This window comes from Micromonospora sp. NPDC047670, assembly GCF_043204915.1.
Classification (GTDB): domain Bacteria; phylum Actinomycetota; class Actinomycetes; order Mycobacteriales; family Micromonosporaceae; genus Micromonospora.
Genome location: NZ_JBIDDA010000006.1, coordinates 305,713 through 321,127 on the forward strand (window position 1 = coordinate 305,713; position 15,415 = coordinate 321,127).

Sequence of the window (15,415 nt, forward strand, 5' to 3'; positions counted from 1 at the left end):
TTTCGTCTCCCCGCCCGGTGTTCGTTTCTTCGGCCGTGACGCTTCGGGCCGGGCCCGCCTCACGGGCGGGCGGGGTGGGCCTGGGTGCGGTAGGCGTCGAGTTGGTCGGCGAGGCGCCGCGGTTGGCTCAGCGCGATGAGGTGGCCGCCGGGCAGCACGTCGACGCCGACGCCGAGGCGTTCGCGGGCGAGGCGGCGTTGGAACTCGGCGGGGAAGAACCGGTCGTCGCGGCCGGTGATGACGCGGGTGGGCACGTCCGGCCAGCGGCGCAGCGGGTTGGGGTGGGTGAACACCGCCTCGGACTCCTGCGGCGCGTCGGCGGCGGTGAGGCGGGCCACCACCGGTTCGGCGACGTCGTGGAAGAAGTCGACCGCCAGGTCGACGTGGTCGCTGGGGGCGCGGCCCTGCGCGGCGGCGTGCGCGGCGCGGGCCTGCGCGTGGCCGGTCGCCTCCCACCACTGCCCGGCCGTCTCGCCGGGGGCGGGGATCATCGGGTTGACCAGGACGATCATCGTCACCCGCGGGTCGTCGGCGAGCAGCGGGGCGGTGAACGCGCCGAGGGAGTGGGCGACCAGCACCACCTGGCGGCGCTCGCCGATCGCGGCGCGGACCGTGTCGGCGTACTCGGGCAGGGCGGCGGTGTCGTCGGCGGCGGGCAGGTCCACCGCGACCGTGTCGTGGCCGCGGCGGCGCAGCTCGTCGACGAGCAGGTGCCAGTAGTCGGCGCTGCCGCCGGCGCCGGGGATCAGCACGTAGGTCACGAGCGGCCCCGGGCGGCGAAGTCCTCGGCGGTGCCGCCGCCGGGGAAGCGGGTGGTGAAGTCCAGCACCCCCACCCACGCCGGGCGCAGCCCGATGCGGGCCATGCGTACGTGCTGGCCGTGCATCTCGGCCAGCACGGCGTCGTGCTGCTCCTGCCCGCCGTAGCGGTGGTGGGCGGCGAGGTATTCGGGCGCGGGTCCGTCGACGTCGGTGACGGTGACCGGGCCGCGCAGCAGCAGCACCTGCGGGGGCGTGGCGGCGGTGTCGATGGTGACCGCGACGTCGGGTCGCGTCCGCAGGTCGCTGATCTTGCGCGCGCCGGCGAAGGTGCAGAAGACCACCTCGTCGCCGGTGAAGTGGAACAGCATCGGCAGCACCCGTGGGGTGTCGTCGGGCGCGACGTAGGCCAGGCGGGCCAGCTCCGTGGAGGCCAGCAGCCGCTGCGCCACCGGATGGTCGAGCAGTCGTACGTCGCCCTGCGGCAGGGCGGTGGTCGCGGTCATGGCGTCTCCCTCGAACGGCTCACTCCTACATTAGGAGTGATCGCTTCGTCCGGGCAAGCGCTTTGGCTACCCTGGTCGCATGCGTTCCTACGACGACCTGTGCGGCCTCGCCCGCGCCCTCGCCGTGGTCGGCGAACGCTGGGCGCTGCTGATCGTGCGGGAGCTGCTGCTCGGGCCGAAACGCTTCTCCGACCTCAACCGTGGCCTGCCCACCATCAGCCAGAACGTGCTCTCCGCCCGGCTGCGCGAGCTGGAGCAGGCCGGCGTGGTGACCCGCCGCACCCTCGGCCCCCCGGCCAGCGTCCGCGTGTACGAACTCACCCCGCGCGGCCGCGAGTTGGAGGAGAGCCTGCTGGCGCTGGGCCGCTGGGGCAGCCGGCAGCCGCTGCCGGCGAGCGGTCAGCTCAGCGTCGACGCCCTGATGCTCGCCCTGCGTACCACGTACGACCCGGGCCCCGCCGGCGGCCCGGCGGGGCCGGTGGGGCTGCGCCTGGGCGCCGACCGGTTCGTCGCCGACACCGACGCGGCCGGGCTGCGCATCACCCGCGGCGGCGGGGAGCGCTGCGCCGCCGTCGTCGACACCGACCCGCGCACCCTGCTGGAGGTGGTCTACGGCTACCTGCCCCGCGCCGAGGCGCAGCGCCGCGGCGCACTGCGCGTCGGCGGCGAGCGGCAGGTCGCCGAGCGGTTCCTCGGCTGCTTCACCCGCCCGGTGACCACCGGCGACGCCGGTGCGGCGCCGACCGCCGGGTAGCCTTCGGCGCGTGATCGAGGTGAGGTGCCCGTGACGACCGTGGACAGCAGCCAGCCGCGCGCCGACGCCCCGCGCGTGCCCGACGCCGTGGCGCGCGCGCTGCCGTTGCGGGTGGCCGCGCCGATGGCCGTGGCCGCCGGTCTGGCGTTGCTGGCGGCGTTTCCCCCGTACGGGGTGTGGCCGCTCGCGCCGGTCGGTGTGGCGCTGCTGGCCGCCGCGACGCACCGCCGCCGCGTGCGCGCCGGCGCCGGGCTGGGCTTCCTGACCGGGGTGGCGCTGTTCGCGCCGCTGCTGAGCTGGACGAACCTGCACACCGGCTACCTGCCGTGGGCGCTGCTGTCGCTGTTGCAGGCCGGCTACCTGGCGCTGCTGGGCGCGGCGAGCGCGTACGCCACCCCGCTGGCCGAGCGCGCCCGGTGGGGCTGGCCGGCGCTGACCGGTGTGCTGTGGGTGGGGCAGGAGGCGCTGCGCGACCGCACTCCGTTCGGCGGGTTCCCCTGGGGGCGGTTGGCGTTCAGTCAGGGCGACTCGCCGCTGCTGCGGCTGGCCGCGCTGGGCGGCGCGCCGCTGGTGACCTTCGCGGTGGCGCTCACCGGCGGGCTGCTCGCCACGGCGGCGTGGCGGGCGTGGGACGGGCCGCGCCGGTGGGTGCCGGTGGCCGGGCTGACCGCCGGGGCGCTCGCGGTGCCCGTCGCGGGGTTGCTGGTGCCGGTGGCCGCCGCCGGGGACGGCGACACCGTCACCGTGGCGATCGTGCAGGGCAACGTGCCGCGGCTGGGGCTGGACTTCAACGCCCAGCGCAAGGCGGTGCTCGGCAACCACGTCGACGCCACCGTCGAGCTGGCCGAGCGGGTGGCCGCCGGCTCCCAGCGCCGCCCGGACCTGGTGGTGTGGCCGGAGAACTCCAGCGACATCGACCCGTTGCGCGACGCCGACGCCGGCGCCCAGATCTCGCGGGCCGCCGACGCGATCGGCGCCCCGATCCTCGTCGGCGCGGTGCTGCGCGGCCCCGACGACGGTCAGGTCCGCAACGCCGGGATCCTCTGGCGTCCCGGCGCCGGACCCGACCTGGGGCAGGTCTACACCAAGCGGCACCCGGTGCCGTTCGCCGAGTACGTGCCGATGCGCGACCTCGCGCGGATGGTCAGCAAGCAGGTCGACCGGGTGCGGGCCGACTTCGTGCCCGGCACCGAGCCGGGCGTGCTGCGCGCCGGCGCGGCCGTGCTCGGCGACGTGATCTGCTTCGAGGTCGCCTACGACGAGGTGGTCCGCGACACCGTCACCGGCGGGGCGCAGCTGCTGGTGGTGCAGACCAACAACGCCACCTTCGACGTGGCGGAGGCGCGCCAGCAGTTGGCCATGGTGCGGCTGCGCGCGGTCGAGCACGGCCGGCCGGCGTTGATGGCATCCACGGTCGGAGTGTCCGGGTTCGTTGCCCCGCACGGGCGGGTAAGCGACGCCACCGGGTTCAACACCCGAGCGGTCGTGGTGCGGCAGCTGCGGCTGGACGACGGGCGCACCCTGGCCACCCGCGTCGGCCTGTGGCCGGAGGTGGCGCTGGCCGCCCTGGCGGTGGCGGCCCTGCTCGGCGCGGCCGTGCTGCGCCGCCGGCACCGCGCCGGATGACACCAGCCGGTACGCCGGCGGAGGGGGAAGCGACGGTGGGCCAGACGACCGACACCCGGGGACCGCACGCCGCTGAGCCGGGGGTGGGTCGGGTGCTCGTGGTGATCCCGACCTACAACGAGGCCGACAACGTGGCGCGGATCGTGGCGCGGGTGCGCCGCGCCGCCCCGGCGGTGGAGATCCTCGTCGCCGACGACAACAGCCCCGACGGCACCGGCGCGCTCGCCGACGCCCTGGCCGCCGCCGACCCGCGGGTGCACGTGCTGCACCGCGAGGGCAAGCAGGGCCTCGGCGCGGCGTACCTGGCGGGCTTCGCGTGGGCCCGCGAGCGCGGCTTCGACGCGGTGGTGGAGATGGACGCCGACGGCTCGCACGCCCCGGAGGACCTGCCCACGCTGCTGACGGCCGCCCGCGACGCCGACGTGGTGATCGGCTCCCGGTGGACCAGGGGCGCGCGGCTGGTGAACTGGCCGCTGCGGCGGCTGCTGCTGTCGCGCTGCGGCAACCTGTACGCGCGGCTGGCGCTGGGCATGCCGGTGTCCGACGCCACCGGCGGCTACCGGGTGTACCGGTTGTCGGCCCTCGACGAGATCGACCTCAATTCGGTGTGCTCGCAGGGCTACTCGTTCCAGGTGGAGCTGTCCCGGCTGGCGCACCGGGCCGGGGCGCGCATCGTCGAGGTGCCGATCACGTTCGCCGAGCGGGAACGCGGCAGCAGCAAGATGAGCCCGTTGATCATCGTTGAGGCGCTGTGGCGGATCACGGCGTGGGGCGTGCAGGACCGGCGTACGGCGGTGCGGCGGGGCCTGCACGGCACCCCCACCGGTCAGGTGCGGTGGCCCTGAGCCCGGGCGTGTCATGCTGGAGGCGACGCCTGCGCGGACCGACCGCAACCGCAGGCGTCGCGGATGGCGGATGAGGTGAGATGCGCCGAGGACTGAGGTACGTTCCGCTGGGCCTGTTGCTGGCGGTGCTGCTGGAGCTGGCGGTGTTCGTCGTGGTGGGCCGGGCGATCGGGTTCGGCTCGGCGCTGCTGGTGGTGTTCGCGGTGTCGCTGCTGGGGCTGGTGCTGCTGCGGCGGGAGGGGATGCGTGCCTGGCGCGGCTTCCGGGCCTCCGCCGAGGCCGGCCAGCCGCCGGGCCGGCAGGTCACCGACGGGCTGGTCGGGCTGCTGGGCGCGCTGCTGCTGGCCGTGCCGGGCCTGGTGAGCGGCCTGGTGGGGTTGTTGCTGCTGGTGCCGCCGGTGCGCCGCCTGGCCCGCGGCGGGGTGCAGCGTGCCGCGGAGCGCCGGGTGTCCTCGATGCTCGCCGGTGACCTGTTCGGGCCCCGTCGGGTGCGGGTGCGCCGGGGTGCGCCGCACCCGACGCCCGAGCCGCCGACCGTCATCGACGCGGGCCGCGCAATCGAGGGCGAGATCGTCGAACCCGGCCGCAACTGACGCGGACACGACGGCGCCCCGGGAGCCTGGCTCCCGGGGCGCCGTCGTGTCGCGGTGCGGCTCAGGCGCGGCCGCGGCGGGTGCGGACCTCCTGCAGCCGCTCGGCCAGGATGTCCTCCAACTCGGCGATGGAGCGCCGCTCCAGCAGCATGTCCCAGTGCGTGCGCGGCGGCTTGGCCTTCTTCTGCTCCGGCTCGCTGCCGTCGACCAGCCGGGCGACGCTGCCGTCGAACTTGCACTCCCAGGTCGTGGGGACCTCGGCGTCGACGGCGAACGGGACCTCGAACTGGTGACCCTTGGCGCAGAGGTACTCGCGGGTCTGGCGCGGCGCGAGCTCGGTGTTGCGGTCGGATTCGTAGCTGACCGCGCCCAGCCGGCTTCCGCGCAGCATACGCTCGCCCATGATCGACTTCCCCTCGTTCGTGGTGCTGGTCTTCTCTGTGTAACGGTCCGTTCCCGCCGGGCCATTCCCGCCCGGGGCGCTGCCGCGCCGCCGGGCGAGCCTGCACAAGGGTAGCCGGCCATGCCAGCCGCCCGGCGGGGTCGTCCCGGGCCGGGTCGGTTGGGTGGAGTGTTTCCGCTGCCAACGGGGATGTTAACCGCCCGAGTGGAGCGGAGGTCGCGATGGTCGGTGACGCGCCGGTACAGTCCCGGGCGCCCTCCGGGCGGACGTTCTTCGGCCACCCGCGGGCCCTGTCCACCCTCTTCCTCACCGAGATGTGGGAACGGTTCAGCTTCTACGGCATGCGGGCGATCCTGGTGCTGTACCTGACCGCGTCGCTGGCCGACGACGGGCAGGCGATGAGCGAGGCCAGCGCCAGCGCCGTCTACGGCACCTACAACGCCATGGTCTACCTGATGGCGCTGCCGGGCGGCTGGGTCGCCGACCGGCTCATCGGCGCGCGGCGCAGCGTGCTGTGGGGCGGGGTGGTCATCGCCGCCGGGCACTACGTGATGGCGATCCCGACGCGGTGGAGCGTCTTCGCGGGCATGGCGCTGATCGTCGTCGGCACGGGCCTGCTCAAGCCCAACATCTCCACGATGGTCGGCGACCTCTACGACCGGGACTCCCCGCGCCGCGACGCCGGCTTCTCGATCTTCTACATGGGCATCAACCTCGGCGCGTTCATCGCGCCGCTGATCACCGGATACCTCGGCGAGAAGATCAACTGGCATCTGGGCTTCGGGGCCGCCGCCATCGGCATGACCGTCGGCGTCCTACAGTACGTGCTCGGCCGGCGCAACCTCGGCGACGCCGGCGCGCGCCCCGCCGACCCGCTGCTCGGCGCCGACCGGCGCCGCGCGCTGACCCGCGTCGGCGCGGTCGCCGCCCTGCTCGTGCTCGTGGTCGCCGTCCTCGCCGTGGCCGGGGCGTTCACCGTCGACACCGTGGTCAACCTGCTCGCCGCCGCCACCGTGCTGATCACCATCGGCTACTTCGTGCGGATCATGGTGGACCGGGAGCTCAGCGCCACCGAACGCAGCCGGATGAAGGCGTACGTGTGGCTGTTCGTCTTCGCCGCCGCGTTCTGGCTGATCTACGACCAGGCCGGGTCGGTGCTGAACATCTTCGCCGCCGACAACACCGACCGCGAGGTCGCCGGGTTCACCTTCCCCGCCTCGTGGCTGCAGTCGGTCAACCCGATCCTGATCATCGTCGGGGCGCCGCTGTTCGCGCTGCTCTGGCTGCGGCTGGGCCACCGGGTCTCCACCCCGGTGAAGTTCGCCGTCGGGCTGGTGCTCAACGGCCTGTCGTTCGTGCTGATGGCCGCCGCCGCCCAGGCCGCCGTCGGCGGCGACCTGGTCTCGCCGTGGTGGCTGGTGGCCGTGTACGCCATCCAGGTCGCCGGCGAGCTGTCGCTGAGCCCCGTCGGCCTGTCGGCCACCACCAAGCTGGCGCCGGTGAAGTACGCCAGCCAGATGATGGGGCTGTGGTTCCTCGCCACCGCCGTCGGCGACGCGATCGGCGGGCAGGTGGCCCGGCTGGCCGACACCTGGCCCGAGCCGACGTATTTCCTCACCTTCGGCCTCGCCTCGGTGGCCCTCGGGCTCGGCGCGGTGATGTTCGCCCGGCGCATCCGGGGCCTGATGGCCGGCATCCACTGACCCGGCCAATCGGCCCGCACGCGCGCGGCGCGTGCCGTGTCCGGGCGTGGCAGGCAGGGGGGTCAGGCCGCCGGGGTCGGCGGCAGCGGCAGCGGCAGGCCCGGCAGCCCGTCGATGCTGCGGGCCACGTGCTCCTTGCCGGCGAAGTATTCGCTCAGCGACGCGTCGTCCTCCCGGGCGAACCGCTTGCCGTGCAGGTCCCGGTCGGCGTCGTACGTCATGAACGGCACCGCGTAGCCGCAGGTGTCGCGGATCAGCTCGGCGCGCACCACGATGACCGCCCGCAGGCCGTGCGCGCTGGTGTCGACGTCGGGAAAGTGCCCGACCAGCTCCCGCCAGCGGGGATCGTCGCGGAACACCGGCTCGCCGCGCCCGTGCACCCGCACGATGTTCGGCGGCCCCTGGAACGCGCACCACATCAACGTGATCCGGCCGTTCTCCCGCAGGTGCGCGATCGTCTCGGCGTTGCTGCCCGCGAAGTCCAGGTACGCCACGGTGTGCGCGTCGAGCACCGCCCAGGAGCCGCGCAGGCCCTTCGGGGACAGGTTGATGGTGCCGTCGCCGGACAGCGGGGCGGTGGCGGTGAAGAACATCGGCTGCTGCTCGATGAACGTACGCAGCCGGCCCTCGATGCGTTCGTGTGTCTTTCCCACCCGGACATCATCGTCGCGCCGCGCCGGTAACCGCCGCCCCGGTGTCGGTGCCGTCCCACCCGTCGGGCTGCCCCGGGCGCGCTCGCGTACCGAAGGCGTGCGCGAAAGTACCTAAGCACGTCAGATTCCCCGTCGTCGCCGCCTGCCTAACGTGGTGGTCATCAGGGAGCACGACCACTGAGCACGACCACTGAGGAGACAGCCATGAGCGACATGAACGAGCTGGTCCAGCGCTACCTCGCCGCGTGGAACGAGACCGACGCCGCCGCGCGGCAGGCCGTCCTGGCGGAGGTCCTCGTCGAGGACGCGACGTACACCGACCCGCTGGTGTCCGTGCAGGGCCGCGACGGGCTCGACGCCACCATCGCGGCGGTCCAGGGGCAGTTCGGCGGGCTGGTCTTCAGCCTCGGCGGCGCCGTCGACGCCCACCACGACACCGCGCGCTTCACGTGGCACCTGGGACCCGCCGGCGGCGAGCCGGTCGTCATCGGCTTCGACGTCGTGGTCATCGGCGCCGACGGGCGGATCCGCCAGGTGCTCGGCTTCCTCGACAAGGTGCCGGCCGGGATCTGAGCACACCTCCGGGGCGGACCGCCCGGCCGGTCCGCCCCTCGTCGTCGATGCCACATGGGGAGGAAAACATGACCGCCTACGTGATCGCACACCTTCGTGACTCGGAGGAGCTGCACCCGCAGGTGCTGGAGTACCTGGAGCGCATCCAGGCGACGCTGGACCCGTTCGCCGGCCGCTTCGTCGTGCACGGGGGACCGGTGGACGTCCGCGAGGGCTCGTGGCCCGGCAGCGTCGTCATGCTCGAGTTCCCGACGGGGGAACACGCGCGCAACTGGTACGAGTCGCCGGCCTACCAGGCGATCCTGCCGCTGCGCACGGAGCACCTGGACGGCGAGGTGATCATCGTCGACGGTGTCGGGCCCGACCACGACTCCGCCGCGATGGCCGCCGAACTCAGGAAGAGCGGTGACGTCGCTCAGGGGTGACGTCGTAGTTGAAGCCGAAGGCGCGCACACCGGTCACCGTACGGGGCCGGTGGCTCGTCTTCGGACCGAAGGCCACGTACGTGCCCGGTCCGTGGGTGCGCTCGCCCTCGATGAGCTCACCGCGCACGACGAAGTACGCCTCGCCGTAGGTGTCGTGGACGTCGAGCTGCGGCCACTGTGCGCCCGGGGCGATGTCGATCACCCACGTCCTGATCCCCGGCATGCCCGGCAGCGGCCGTACGTGCACGCCGGGCCCCAGCTCCACCGGCGGGACCGCGTCGACGTCCACGGGGAGCACCTGCCCGGGCAGCACCTGTTCCGGAATGGTCATCCGGACAAGATCTCACAGGCCCAGTCGGTCGGCGAAATCCCTCAGCTCGCCGCGGGAGGCGACGCCGAGCTTGGGATAGGCCTTGTAGAGGTGGTAGCCGACCGTCCGGTGGCTGAGGAAGAGCTGCGCGGCGATGTCGCGGTTGGACAGGCCCTGCGCGGCGAGCCGGGCGATCTGCAGTTCCTGCGGCGTGAGGCCGGCGGCCACGCCCTCGGCGGGCGCGGGACCCTGCTCCTGGGCGCCGGTTGCGGTGAGTTCGCCGCGGGCGCGTTCGGCCCACGGCCGCATGCCGAGCCGGTCGAAGACCTCCAGCGCGTCGTGCAACGGCCCGCGTGCCTCCGCCTTGCGCCGTGCCCTGCGCAGCCACTCGCCGTGCAGCAGCGCGGTCCTGGCGTACTCCAGCGGGCGGGCGTCGCGGTCGTGCAGGTCGAGGGCCGCCGTGTAGCACGCCTCGGCCCGGTCGTCGGTGGCGAGCAGCCCACGGCAGCGCAGCACGAGCGCGTCGGCCCACGGCTGCCGTACCGATCCGGCCCACCGCTGCAGGCGCGCCAGGGGCCCGGCGGCGCGTTCGGGTGTCCCCACCCGCACGGCCGACTCCACCAGGTCCGGGATGGAACGGGTGGCGCAGATGTGGTGGCGCATGGGCTCGCGGGTCAGGCGCTCGAAGCGGGCGAGCGCGGCCTCGGCGCGGCCCAGGCCGAGGTCCAGCAGCCCGAGCGACCAGTGCGCCCAGGGGGCGCCGGGGGAGATGGCCCCGGCGGTGGCCCCTGCCAGCCCCTGCTCGGCGTGGCGTCGGCAGGCCACCTCGTCGCCCCTGGCCGCGTCGAGGTGGGCGAGCACGCTGCTGAACTGGCTGACCCACTGCTGCTGCCCGGTGTCGCGGGCGAGCCTGAGGGCCTCGGTCGCCGTGGCGAGCGCGTCCAGGTGCCGTCCGGCGAACACCTCGCCCTCGGCCGCGAAGAACAGCACCGTCGGCAGCCGCCCGGCGCCGCCGCGGGCGCGGTGCTCGGCGGCGAGCGCGGTCGCCAGCTCGTAGGCGTCGGCGTCCTGACCCAACGCGAGCGCCGCTCCGCAGAGGATCGTCAACACCTCATCGGGGGCGCCGCCCCGGCGCCGCACCGCCGCGACGGTGTCGGCCAGCGGCGGCGGTCGCTGGCCGCGGCGCGGGTCGAGGTGCACGAGGTGGCGCCCCACCGGCGCGAGCGGGTCCGCGTCGTCCAGTGGCAGCGCGACCAGCCGGTCCAGCGTTGCCGCGAGCGGCCGTTCCCCCAGGTACCAGGAGGTGTGCACGGCTTCGATCAGCAGCACGGCGGCCCGGCCCGCATCGGTGTCGCGGATCAGCTCGGCGCCGTCGAGGAGCAACCGGTGGGCGGTGGGGTAGGAGCCCTGCCAGAAGTCGGCGAGCGCCCGCACGTGGGCGACGCCCGCTCGCACCGCCGCCGGGGCGTCGTCCAGCCGCCGGGCCGCGCGGCTGCCGAGCGCCCTGGCGCGTTCCAGGTCACCCGCCTCCAGCGCCGCCTGCGCCGCCAGGGCCTCGCGGCGAGCCCTGGCGGTGGGCTCGACGCTCAGGCGGGCGGCCCGCTCGTACGCCGCCGCGGCCGCCTCGTGGCCGCTGCGGTCGCGGGCGCGGGCGGCGGTGCGTTCCAGCGCGGCGGCGGCCTCCTCGTCGGCTCCGGTGGCGGCGGCCGCCAGGTGCCAGGCCCGGCGGTCGGCGTGCTCGGGCGAGCCGAGGGCCGCGGCGAGCGCGCGGTGCACGGCGAGGCGTTGCCCGAGCGGCGCCCGCTGGTAGACGACGGCGCGGATCAGTGGGTGGCGGAAGCGGATCGTGGTGCCGTCGGCGTCGCCGCGCAGCACCAGGCCGGCCCGCTCGGCGGGGGAGAGGTCGTCGACGCCCGCCCCCAGCGCGGCGGCGGCACGCAGGATCACGGCGAGTTCGCCGGTCTCGTCGGCCGCCGCCACGAGCAGCAGGCTCTGGCAGGACTGCGGCATCCGGCTGACCTGGCCGTGGAAGGCCAGTTGCAGGCGGTCGGTGAGGGGGAGCGCCCCCGGCGAGAACACGCTGCCGCCTTCGGCGGCCAGGGCGACCGGCAGCTCCAACAGGGCCAGCGGGTTGCCGTCGGCCTCGGCGAGCAGGCGGTAGCGCACGGCGGGCGCGAGCGGATGCCGGTCGAGCAGGGCCGCGGCGGCCTGCGGGGCCAGCCCGGACAGGCGCAACTCCGCGAGGCCGGGGGCGGGGAAGGCTCCCTCGCCGTCGCGGGCGGCGAAGATCATGACCACGCCCTCGGCGTGCAGGCGTCGGGCGGCGAACAGCAGCGCCTCCCGCGACGCCCGGTCGAGCCACTGCGCGTCGTCGACGAGGCACAGCAGCCCCGTCCGGTCGGCGTGCTCCGTCAGCAGGGAGAGCACCGCCAGTCCCACCAGCATCGGCTCGCAGCCGGCCGCGGACCCCAGCCCGAACGCCGCCTGCAGCGCCGCGCGTTGCGGGCCGGGCAGCGCGGCGAGGGACCCGAGCGCCGGGCGCAGCAACAACTGCAGTCCCGAGAACGGCAGCTTCGCCTCGACCTCGACGCCCGTACCGCGCAGCAGCCGCATGTTCCCGGCCGACGCGGCGGCATGCTCGAGCAACGCCGTCTTGCCGATGCCCGGCTCCCCGCGCAGCACCAGCGAGGAGCTGCTGCCCGCCCGGGCGCCCGCCAGCAGTTCGGCGATCGCGTCCTGTTCGGGCTCGCGCCCGTGTAGCTGCGCCGCGCTCATGAGCCCGCTTCGTCGCGGGGGCCGAGGCGGGACAGGGCGGCGGCGAGGTGGCTGACCTGCTCGGCCAGCTGGGCCACCCGCCGGTGCGCCTCGTCGCGGTCGGTCTCGGCGGCGCGCAGCCGTACCGCCAGCTCGTCGAGCCGGCCCTCGGTGGCGCTCGCGGCGTCGCGGGCGGCGGCCAGCTCCGCCCCCAGCGTGTCGTGCCGGCCGGCGAGCGCCGCCAGCTCCGCGCGGGCGTGGTCGGCCTGCGCCGCCGCCTCCCGGCGGGCCGCCTCGGCCTGCTCGCGGGCCCGCGTCGCCTCGGCGGTCGCCGTCCGGGCCGCGTCGGCCTCGGCGCGTGCCCGCTCGGCCTGTTCGCGTGTCCGCTCGGCATGCTCGCGCGCCGCCTCGGCGTCGGCGTGCAGGCGCTGCGCCCGCTCGAGCGCCTCGGCGGCGGCGCGGGCCGCCCGGTCGGCGTCGGCGCGGGCGGTGTCGCGCTCACCGGTCGCCTCGGCGGCGCGGCGGCGCTCGGCGTCCAACTCGACGCGCAGGGCACGCAGCTCGTGGCGGGCCGCGTCGCGGTCGCGTTCGGCCTGCGCGCGCAGCGCCTCCGCGGCGCTGGCCTGCCGGCGGGCCTCGTCCCGGGCGGCCTCGGCCTGCTCGGCGCGCTCCCGCGCGGCCGTGGCCTCCTCGGCGGCGCGGCGGGCCTCGTCGCGGGCGGCGTCGCGCTCGGCGGCGGCGGCCCGGGCCTGCTCGCGGGCGCGGACGGCGGCCGCGGCGGCGTCCTCGGCGTCGCGGCGGGCCTCGTCCCGCTCGGTCTGTGCCGCCGCGACCTGGGTCGCCGCGTCGGCGCGGGCCTGCGCCAGTTGGCGTTCCACCCCGACCGGGGACAGCTCGGCGTGCAGGGCCTCGGCGAGGGTCTCCGCGACCTGCTCCAGCCGGTCCACGGCCTCCCAGGTGCGGGCCACCTGACCGGGCAGGCCGGGGGCGTTGCGGTGACGCATCCGGCTGTTGCGCGAGGCCCGCTGGCAGGCACCGTCGTTGTCGCGGCAGTAGCGGAACGGCCGGCCCGCGCCGGCGCGCTGCGGCACGTCGCGTCCGCAGTGGGCGCAGGGGCGGGTGTCGGCGGGGGCGGGCTGGGCGTCCATCGAGGGCGGAGTCTACTGCCGGGCCCGACCGTCGCCACCGCAGCGCCCGCCCGCCCCGACCCCCGCCGGGGCCGATCCGGGTTGGTCGCGCCGGTGTGGCTGTCACCGGGCGGTCGGCCGCGCCGCCGGCGGGCCGGCCAGGCCGGGCTGCTCAGTCGGCTGTGCGGGCCGCCGGGTTAGGGTGTAGCGGCGTTGCGGCAGCAGCGCGACGAGCATCGCCGCCGCGGGCAGCAGCCCGAAGCCCCAGCGGATCGCGGTCAGCGCACCGTCGGGCTGGGTGACGCCGTCGCCGGCGGTGGAGGCGACGAACCCGCCCGCGGCCAGGCACAGCGAGTACGCCCACGGGCCCAGCGCCGCGCCGGTGGCGACCGCGCGAGCCAGGTCGGCACCGAGACGTTCGACAGCCCGCGCGACGCGATACGCGCCATCGACCGTGTCCACTGATCCGCGACCCCCGGCCACGCATCGATGAGTCACTATGCTTGGCGCTCCGGTCACGGATCCGGCCGGAACGGTTCCTGGCAACGGCGGCAGCGAAGGAGAACGTCCTGTGCTGTATCCCTGCAACCGCTGCGGACACATGAACACCACACAGCCGAGCATGTGCTGCGCTTCCTGCTACAAGGAGATCGACGAGGAAGCGGACGATTGGGCGCGGGGCCAGGTGGAGGCAGCCAGGCGGCACGACAACGTCGACAAGGGAGGCTGTGCCGTCATCGCGCTCGCCGTCGTGGCACTGCCCACCATCCTCGTCGCAGTGGCGACCATGCTGGCCGCGTGAGCGACTCCCCGGCCGACCGCCGGCAGGAGAGGTCGGCCGGGTGACTGCGTGCCTGATTCCCAGGCTGGAGGGGTTCGCGGCTACGTGTGGGTCAGGAGAGCGACGATTGCCGCGACACCCCGCCGAACGACCCACCGCGGTCCGGTCCAACCCGAGCCCCGCGAAGCCCCTCTCGGCGATGTCGCCCTTCCTCCGACGAACGTCGGTGGCCCAACTATTGGCGGCCGTCGCTACACAACCTGATTCGGCGCGGCCACGGCGTAGGGGTAGGTTCGGCACCGAATGTGCGAACCACTCGGGGGGCTGATCCATGGCCGACGGCTACCACTACAAGAGGATGGTGTTGCGCGACACGGCGCACCAGCCCGGCCCGGCAGGGGGCGTGGTCCTTCTCGGATCGGATGTCGACAACCCGCTTCACCGTGTCGAACTGATAGCCCGAGCGGGGCGATGGCCGCTTCTCGACAGCAACGAAGACGCCCCCGATGCGAGCTACCGATGCTTTCGCATGTGGGGTGCCGCCCCGGGCCTGTGGATGAAGTATCTGGAGGACGTCGTCTCCCGTACCTCGGTGCTCGTCATGTTCGGTGAGGACCTGTTCCAGGTGGAGGAACTGAGCCGCAGGGTGCTTCTTCTGTTCCAGCTCCATCCGTATTCACGTGAAGAGCTGCTGTCCGGCCCTGGCCAGACGGAGGGAAGGGAGAAGGCGAGGGCGATCCTCCGTGTCGCGCTCGCGATGGGTGAAGACTTCGACCCCGAGTTGTTCGGCGTCATCTCGGACGCATCCCGCGACCCCGACCCGCAGGTACGTAGCGCGGCCGCCTGGTCCACGGTCCACCTGGAGTGCGCGCAGTCCGTCGCCATGCTCTCCGACATCGCACAGAACGACCCCGACGAAGCGGTTCGTAACTCGGCCGCGGAGATGTTGACCGAATTCCAGCGAGGGAACCAGGAATAGGCGGCCAAGACCATCGACACGGAGACCTCGCTGCGCCGGCACCGCGACGCCGCCGGATAGCGTGACCGGGTGGCCGTCTCCCCGTACGTCGCGAAGCTGCGCGCCCACGTCGGCACGGACCTGCTCCTGCTGCCCGGAGTCAGCGCGGTCGTGCGCGACGACGCCGGGCGGGTGCTGCTGGCCCGCCGCGCCGACAACGGCCGCTGGTCCCTGCCCGCCGGCCTCATCGACCCCGGCGAGCAGCCGGCCGACGCCCTCCTGCGAGAGGTGTACGAGGAGACGGGCGTGCACGTGCGCATCGAGCGCGTCGGCGGCGTCGCCACCCACCCGGTCGTCTACCCCAACGGCGACGCCTGCGAATACCTCAACGTGTGGTTCCGCTGCCGGGCCGTGGGCGGCGAGCCCCGCGTCAACGACGACGAGTCCACCGAGGTGGCCTGGTTCGACCCGGCCGACCTGCCGGAACTCGACGGCTGGGCGCGGCTGCGCATCGACACGGCCCTGCGCGAGGACGCGCCCACCTGGCACGCCGCGCCCGGCGAGCGGCACCCGGCGCTCGGCCAGCCCGACGCGCTCTGATCGGCGGGCCGGAGCCGCTGCCGGGTGAGCGCGGGGCCGGGCTCGC

General features: G+C 74.8%; 16 protein-coding genes and 2 pseudogenes. 10 read left to right on the plus strand and 8 right to left on the minus strand.

The features are described from left to right. Nucleotides 1-59 precede the first annotated feature (59 nt). Complete coding sequence (locus ACGF7U_RS17550; RefSeq protein ID WP_393107693.1) at nt 60-761, minus strand: alpha/beta fold hydrolase; 702 nt, start codon at nt 759-761, stop codon at nt 60-62. Beyond that, nucleotides 758-1,264, minus strand: coding sequence for a pyridoxamine 5'-phosphate oxidase family protein (locus ACGF7U_RS17555; protein ID WP_393107695.1), 507 nt, complete (start codon nt 1,262-1,264; stop codon nt 758-760). The genes ACGF7U_RS17550 and ACGF7U_RS17555 overlap by 4 nt, the downstream gene beginning before the upstream one ends. Before the next feature lie 79 nt (nt 1,265-1,343). On the opposite strand from ACGF7U_RS17555, the pseudogene ACGF7U_RS17560 reads away from it, so the two are divergent. The 4 genes and pseudogenes from ACGF7U_RS17560 to ACGF7U_RS17575 form a co-directional block, all read left to right on the plus strand. Continuing rightward, a pseudogene (locus ACGF7U_RS17560) lies at nt 1,344-1,634 on the plus strand (winged helix-turn-helix transcriptional regulator); the annotation flags it as partial. A gap of 342 nt (nt 1,635-1,976) precedes the next feature. Beyond that, nucleotides 1,977-3,670: pseudogene (gene lnt, locus ACGF7U_RS17565) on the plus strand (apolipoprotein N-acyltransferase); the annotation flags it as partial. Nucleotides 3,671-3,679: 9 nt separating this feature from the next. Continuing rightward, nucleotides 3,680-4,489 carry a polyprenol monophosphomannose synthase gene (locus ACGF7U_RS17570; RefSeq protein WP_393108002.1) on the plus strand — a complete coding sequence of 270 codons (810 nt, stop codon included), beginning with the start codon at nt 3,680-3,682 and terminating at the stop codon, nt 4,487-4,489. Nucleotides 4,490-4,569: 80 nt separating this feature from the next. Beyond that, complete coding sequence (locus ACGF7U_RS17575; protein WP_393107697.1) at nt 4,570-5,082, plus strand: FxsA family protein; 513 nt, start codon at nt 4,570-4,572, stop codon at nt 5,080-5,082. Nucleotides 5,083-5,143: 61 nt separating this feature from the next. Here the strand turns inward: ACGF7U_RS17575 and ACGF7U_RS17580 are convergent, their stop codons facing one another. Continuing rightward, entirely contained in the window at nt 5,144-5,485 is a 342-nt protein-coding gene (locus tag ACGF7U_RS17580; protein WP_046564157.1) for an RNA polymerase-binding protein RbpA, read from the minus strand. A 221-nt stretch (nt 5,486-5,706) separates the two neighbouring features. On the opposite strand from ACGF7U_RS17580, the gene ACGF7U_RS17585 reads away from it, so the two are divergent. Next, nucleotides 5,707-7,188, plus strand: a complete 1,482-nt coding sequence (locus tag ACGF7U_RS17585) for a peptide MFS transporter (protein ID WP_393107699.1) — start codon at nt 5,707-5,709, stop codon at nt 7,186-7,188. 62 nt (nt 7,189-7,250) lie between these two features. Here ACGF7U_RS17585 and ACGF7U_RS17590 read toward each other — a convergent pair whose 3' ends face one another. Further along, entirely contained in the window at nt 7,251-7,841 is a 591-nt protein-coding gene (locus tag ACGF7U_RS17590; protein WP_393107701.1) for a pyridoxamine 5'-phosphate oxidase family protein, read from the minus strand. A gap of 204 nt (nt 7,842-8,045) precedes the next feature. Here ACGF7U_RS17590 and ACGF7U_RS17595 point away from each other — a divergent pair, with 204 nt between their 5' ends. Together ACGF7U_RS17595 and ACGF7U_RS17600 are read left to right on the plus strand one after the other, a co-directional pair. Next, entirely contained in the window at nt 8,046-8,414 is a 369-nt protein-coding gene (locus tag ACGF7U_RS17595; RefSeq protein WP_393107703.1) for a nuclear transport factor 2 family protein, read from the plus strand. 68 nt (nt 8,415-8,482) lie between these two features. Next, nucleotides 8,483-8,839: a DUF1330 domain-containing protein gene (locus ACGF7U_RS17600; RefSeq protein WP_393107705.1), complete on the plus strand. Its 357-nt coding sequence runs from the start codon at nt 8,483-8,485 to the stop codon at nt 8,837-8,839. Here ACGF7U_RS17600 and ACGF7U_RS17605 read toward each other — a convergent pair. From ACGF7U_RS17605 to ACGF7U_RS17620, 4 genes are all read right to left on the minus strand, one after another. Further along, nucleotides 8,808-9,170: a cupin domain-containing protein gene (locus ACGF7U_RS17605; RefSeq protein ID WP_393107707.1), complete on the minus strand. Its 363-nt coding sequence runs from the start codon at nt 9,168-9,170 to the stop codon at nt 8,808-8,810. The genes ACGF7U_RS17600 and ACGF7U_RS17605 overlap by 32 nt on opposite strands. A 12-nt stretch (nt 9,171-9,182) precedes the next feature. Next, the gene (locus ACGF7U_RS17610; protein ID WP_393107709.1) at nt 9,183-11,924 is read right to left on the minus strand and encodes an AAA family ATPase; all 2,742 of its coding nucleotides are present in this window, start codon (nt 11,922-11,924) and stop codon (nt 9,183-9,185) included. Further along, entirely contained in the window at nt 11,921-13,051 is a 1,131-nt protein-coding gene (locus ACGF7U_RS17615; RefSeq protein ID WP_393107711.1) for a hypothetical protein, read from the minus strand. The genes ACGF7U_RS17610 and ACGF7U_RS17615 overlap by 4 nt, the downstream gene beginning before the upstream one ends. Nucleotides 13,052-13,153: 102 nt before the next feature. After that, nucleotides 13,154-13,492 carry a hypothetical protein gene (locus ACGF7U_RS17620; RefSeq protein ID WP_393107713.1) on the minus strand — a complete coding sequence of 113 codons (339 nt, stop codon included), beginning with the start codon at nt 13,490-13,492 and terminating at the stop codon, nt 13,154-13,156. A gap of 37 nt (nt 13,493-13,529) precedes the next feature. Here ACGF7U_RS17620 and ACGF7U_RS17625 point away from each other — a divergent pair, with 37 nt between their 5' ends. The 3 genes from ACGF7U_RS17625 to ACGF7U_RS17635 all read left to right on the plus strand — a co-directional run bounded on the left by ACGF7U_RS17625 (nt 13,530) and on the right by ACGF7U_RS17635 (nt 15,369). Continuing rightward, nucleotides 13,530-13,832, plus strand: a complete 303-nt coding sequence (locus ACGF7U_RS17625) for a hypothetical protein (protein ID WP_393107715.1) — start codon at nt 13,530-13,532, stop codon at nt 13,830-13,832. 310 nt (nt 13,833-14,142) lie between these two features. After that, nucleotides 14,143-14,790, plus strand: coding sequence for a HEAT repeat domain-containing protein (locus ACGF7U_RS17630; RefSeq protein WP_393107717.1), 648 nt, complete (start codon nt 14,143-14,145; stop codon nt 14,788-14,790). A gap of 69 nt (nt 14,791-14,859) precedes the next feature. Further along, on the plus strand, nt 14,860-15,369 hold the full coding sequence (locus ACGF7U_RS17635; protein WP_393107719.1) for an NUDIX domain-containing protein: 510 nt from the start codon (nt 14,860-14,862) through the stop codon (nt 15,367-15,369). Nucleotides 15,370-15,415: the final 46 nt, after the last annotated feature.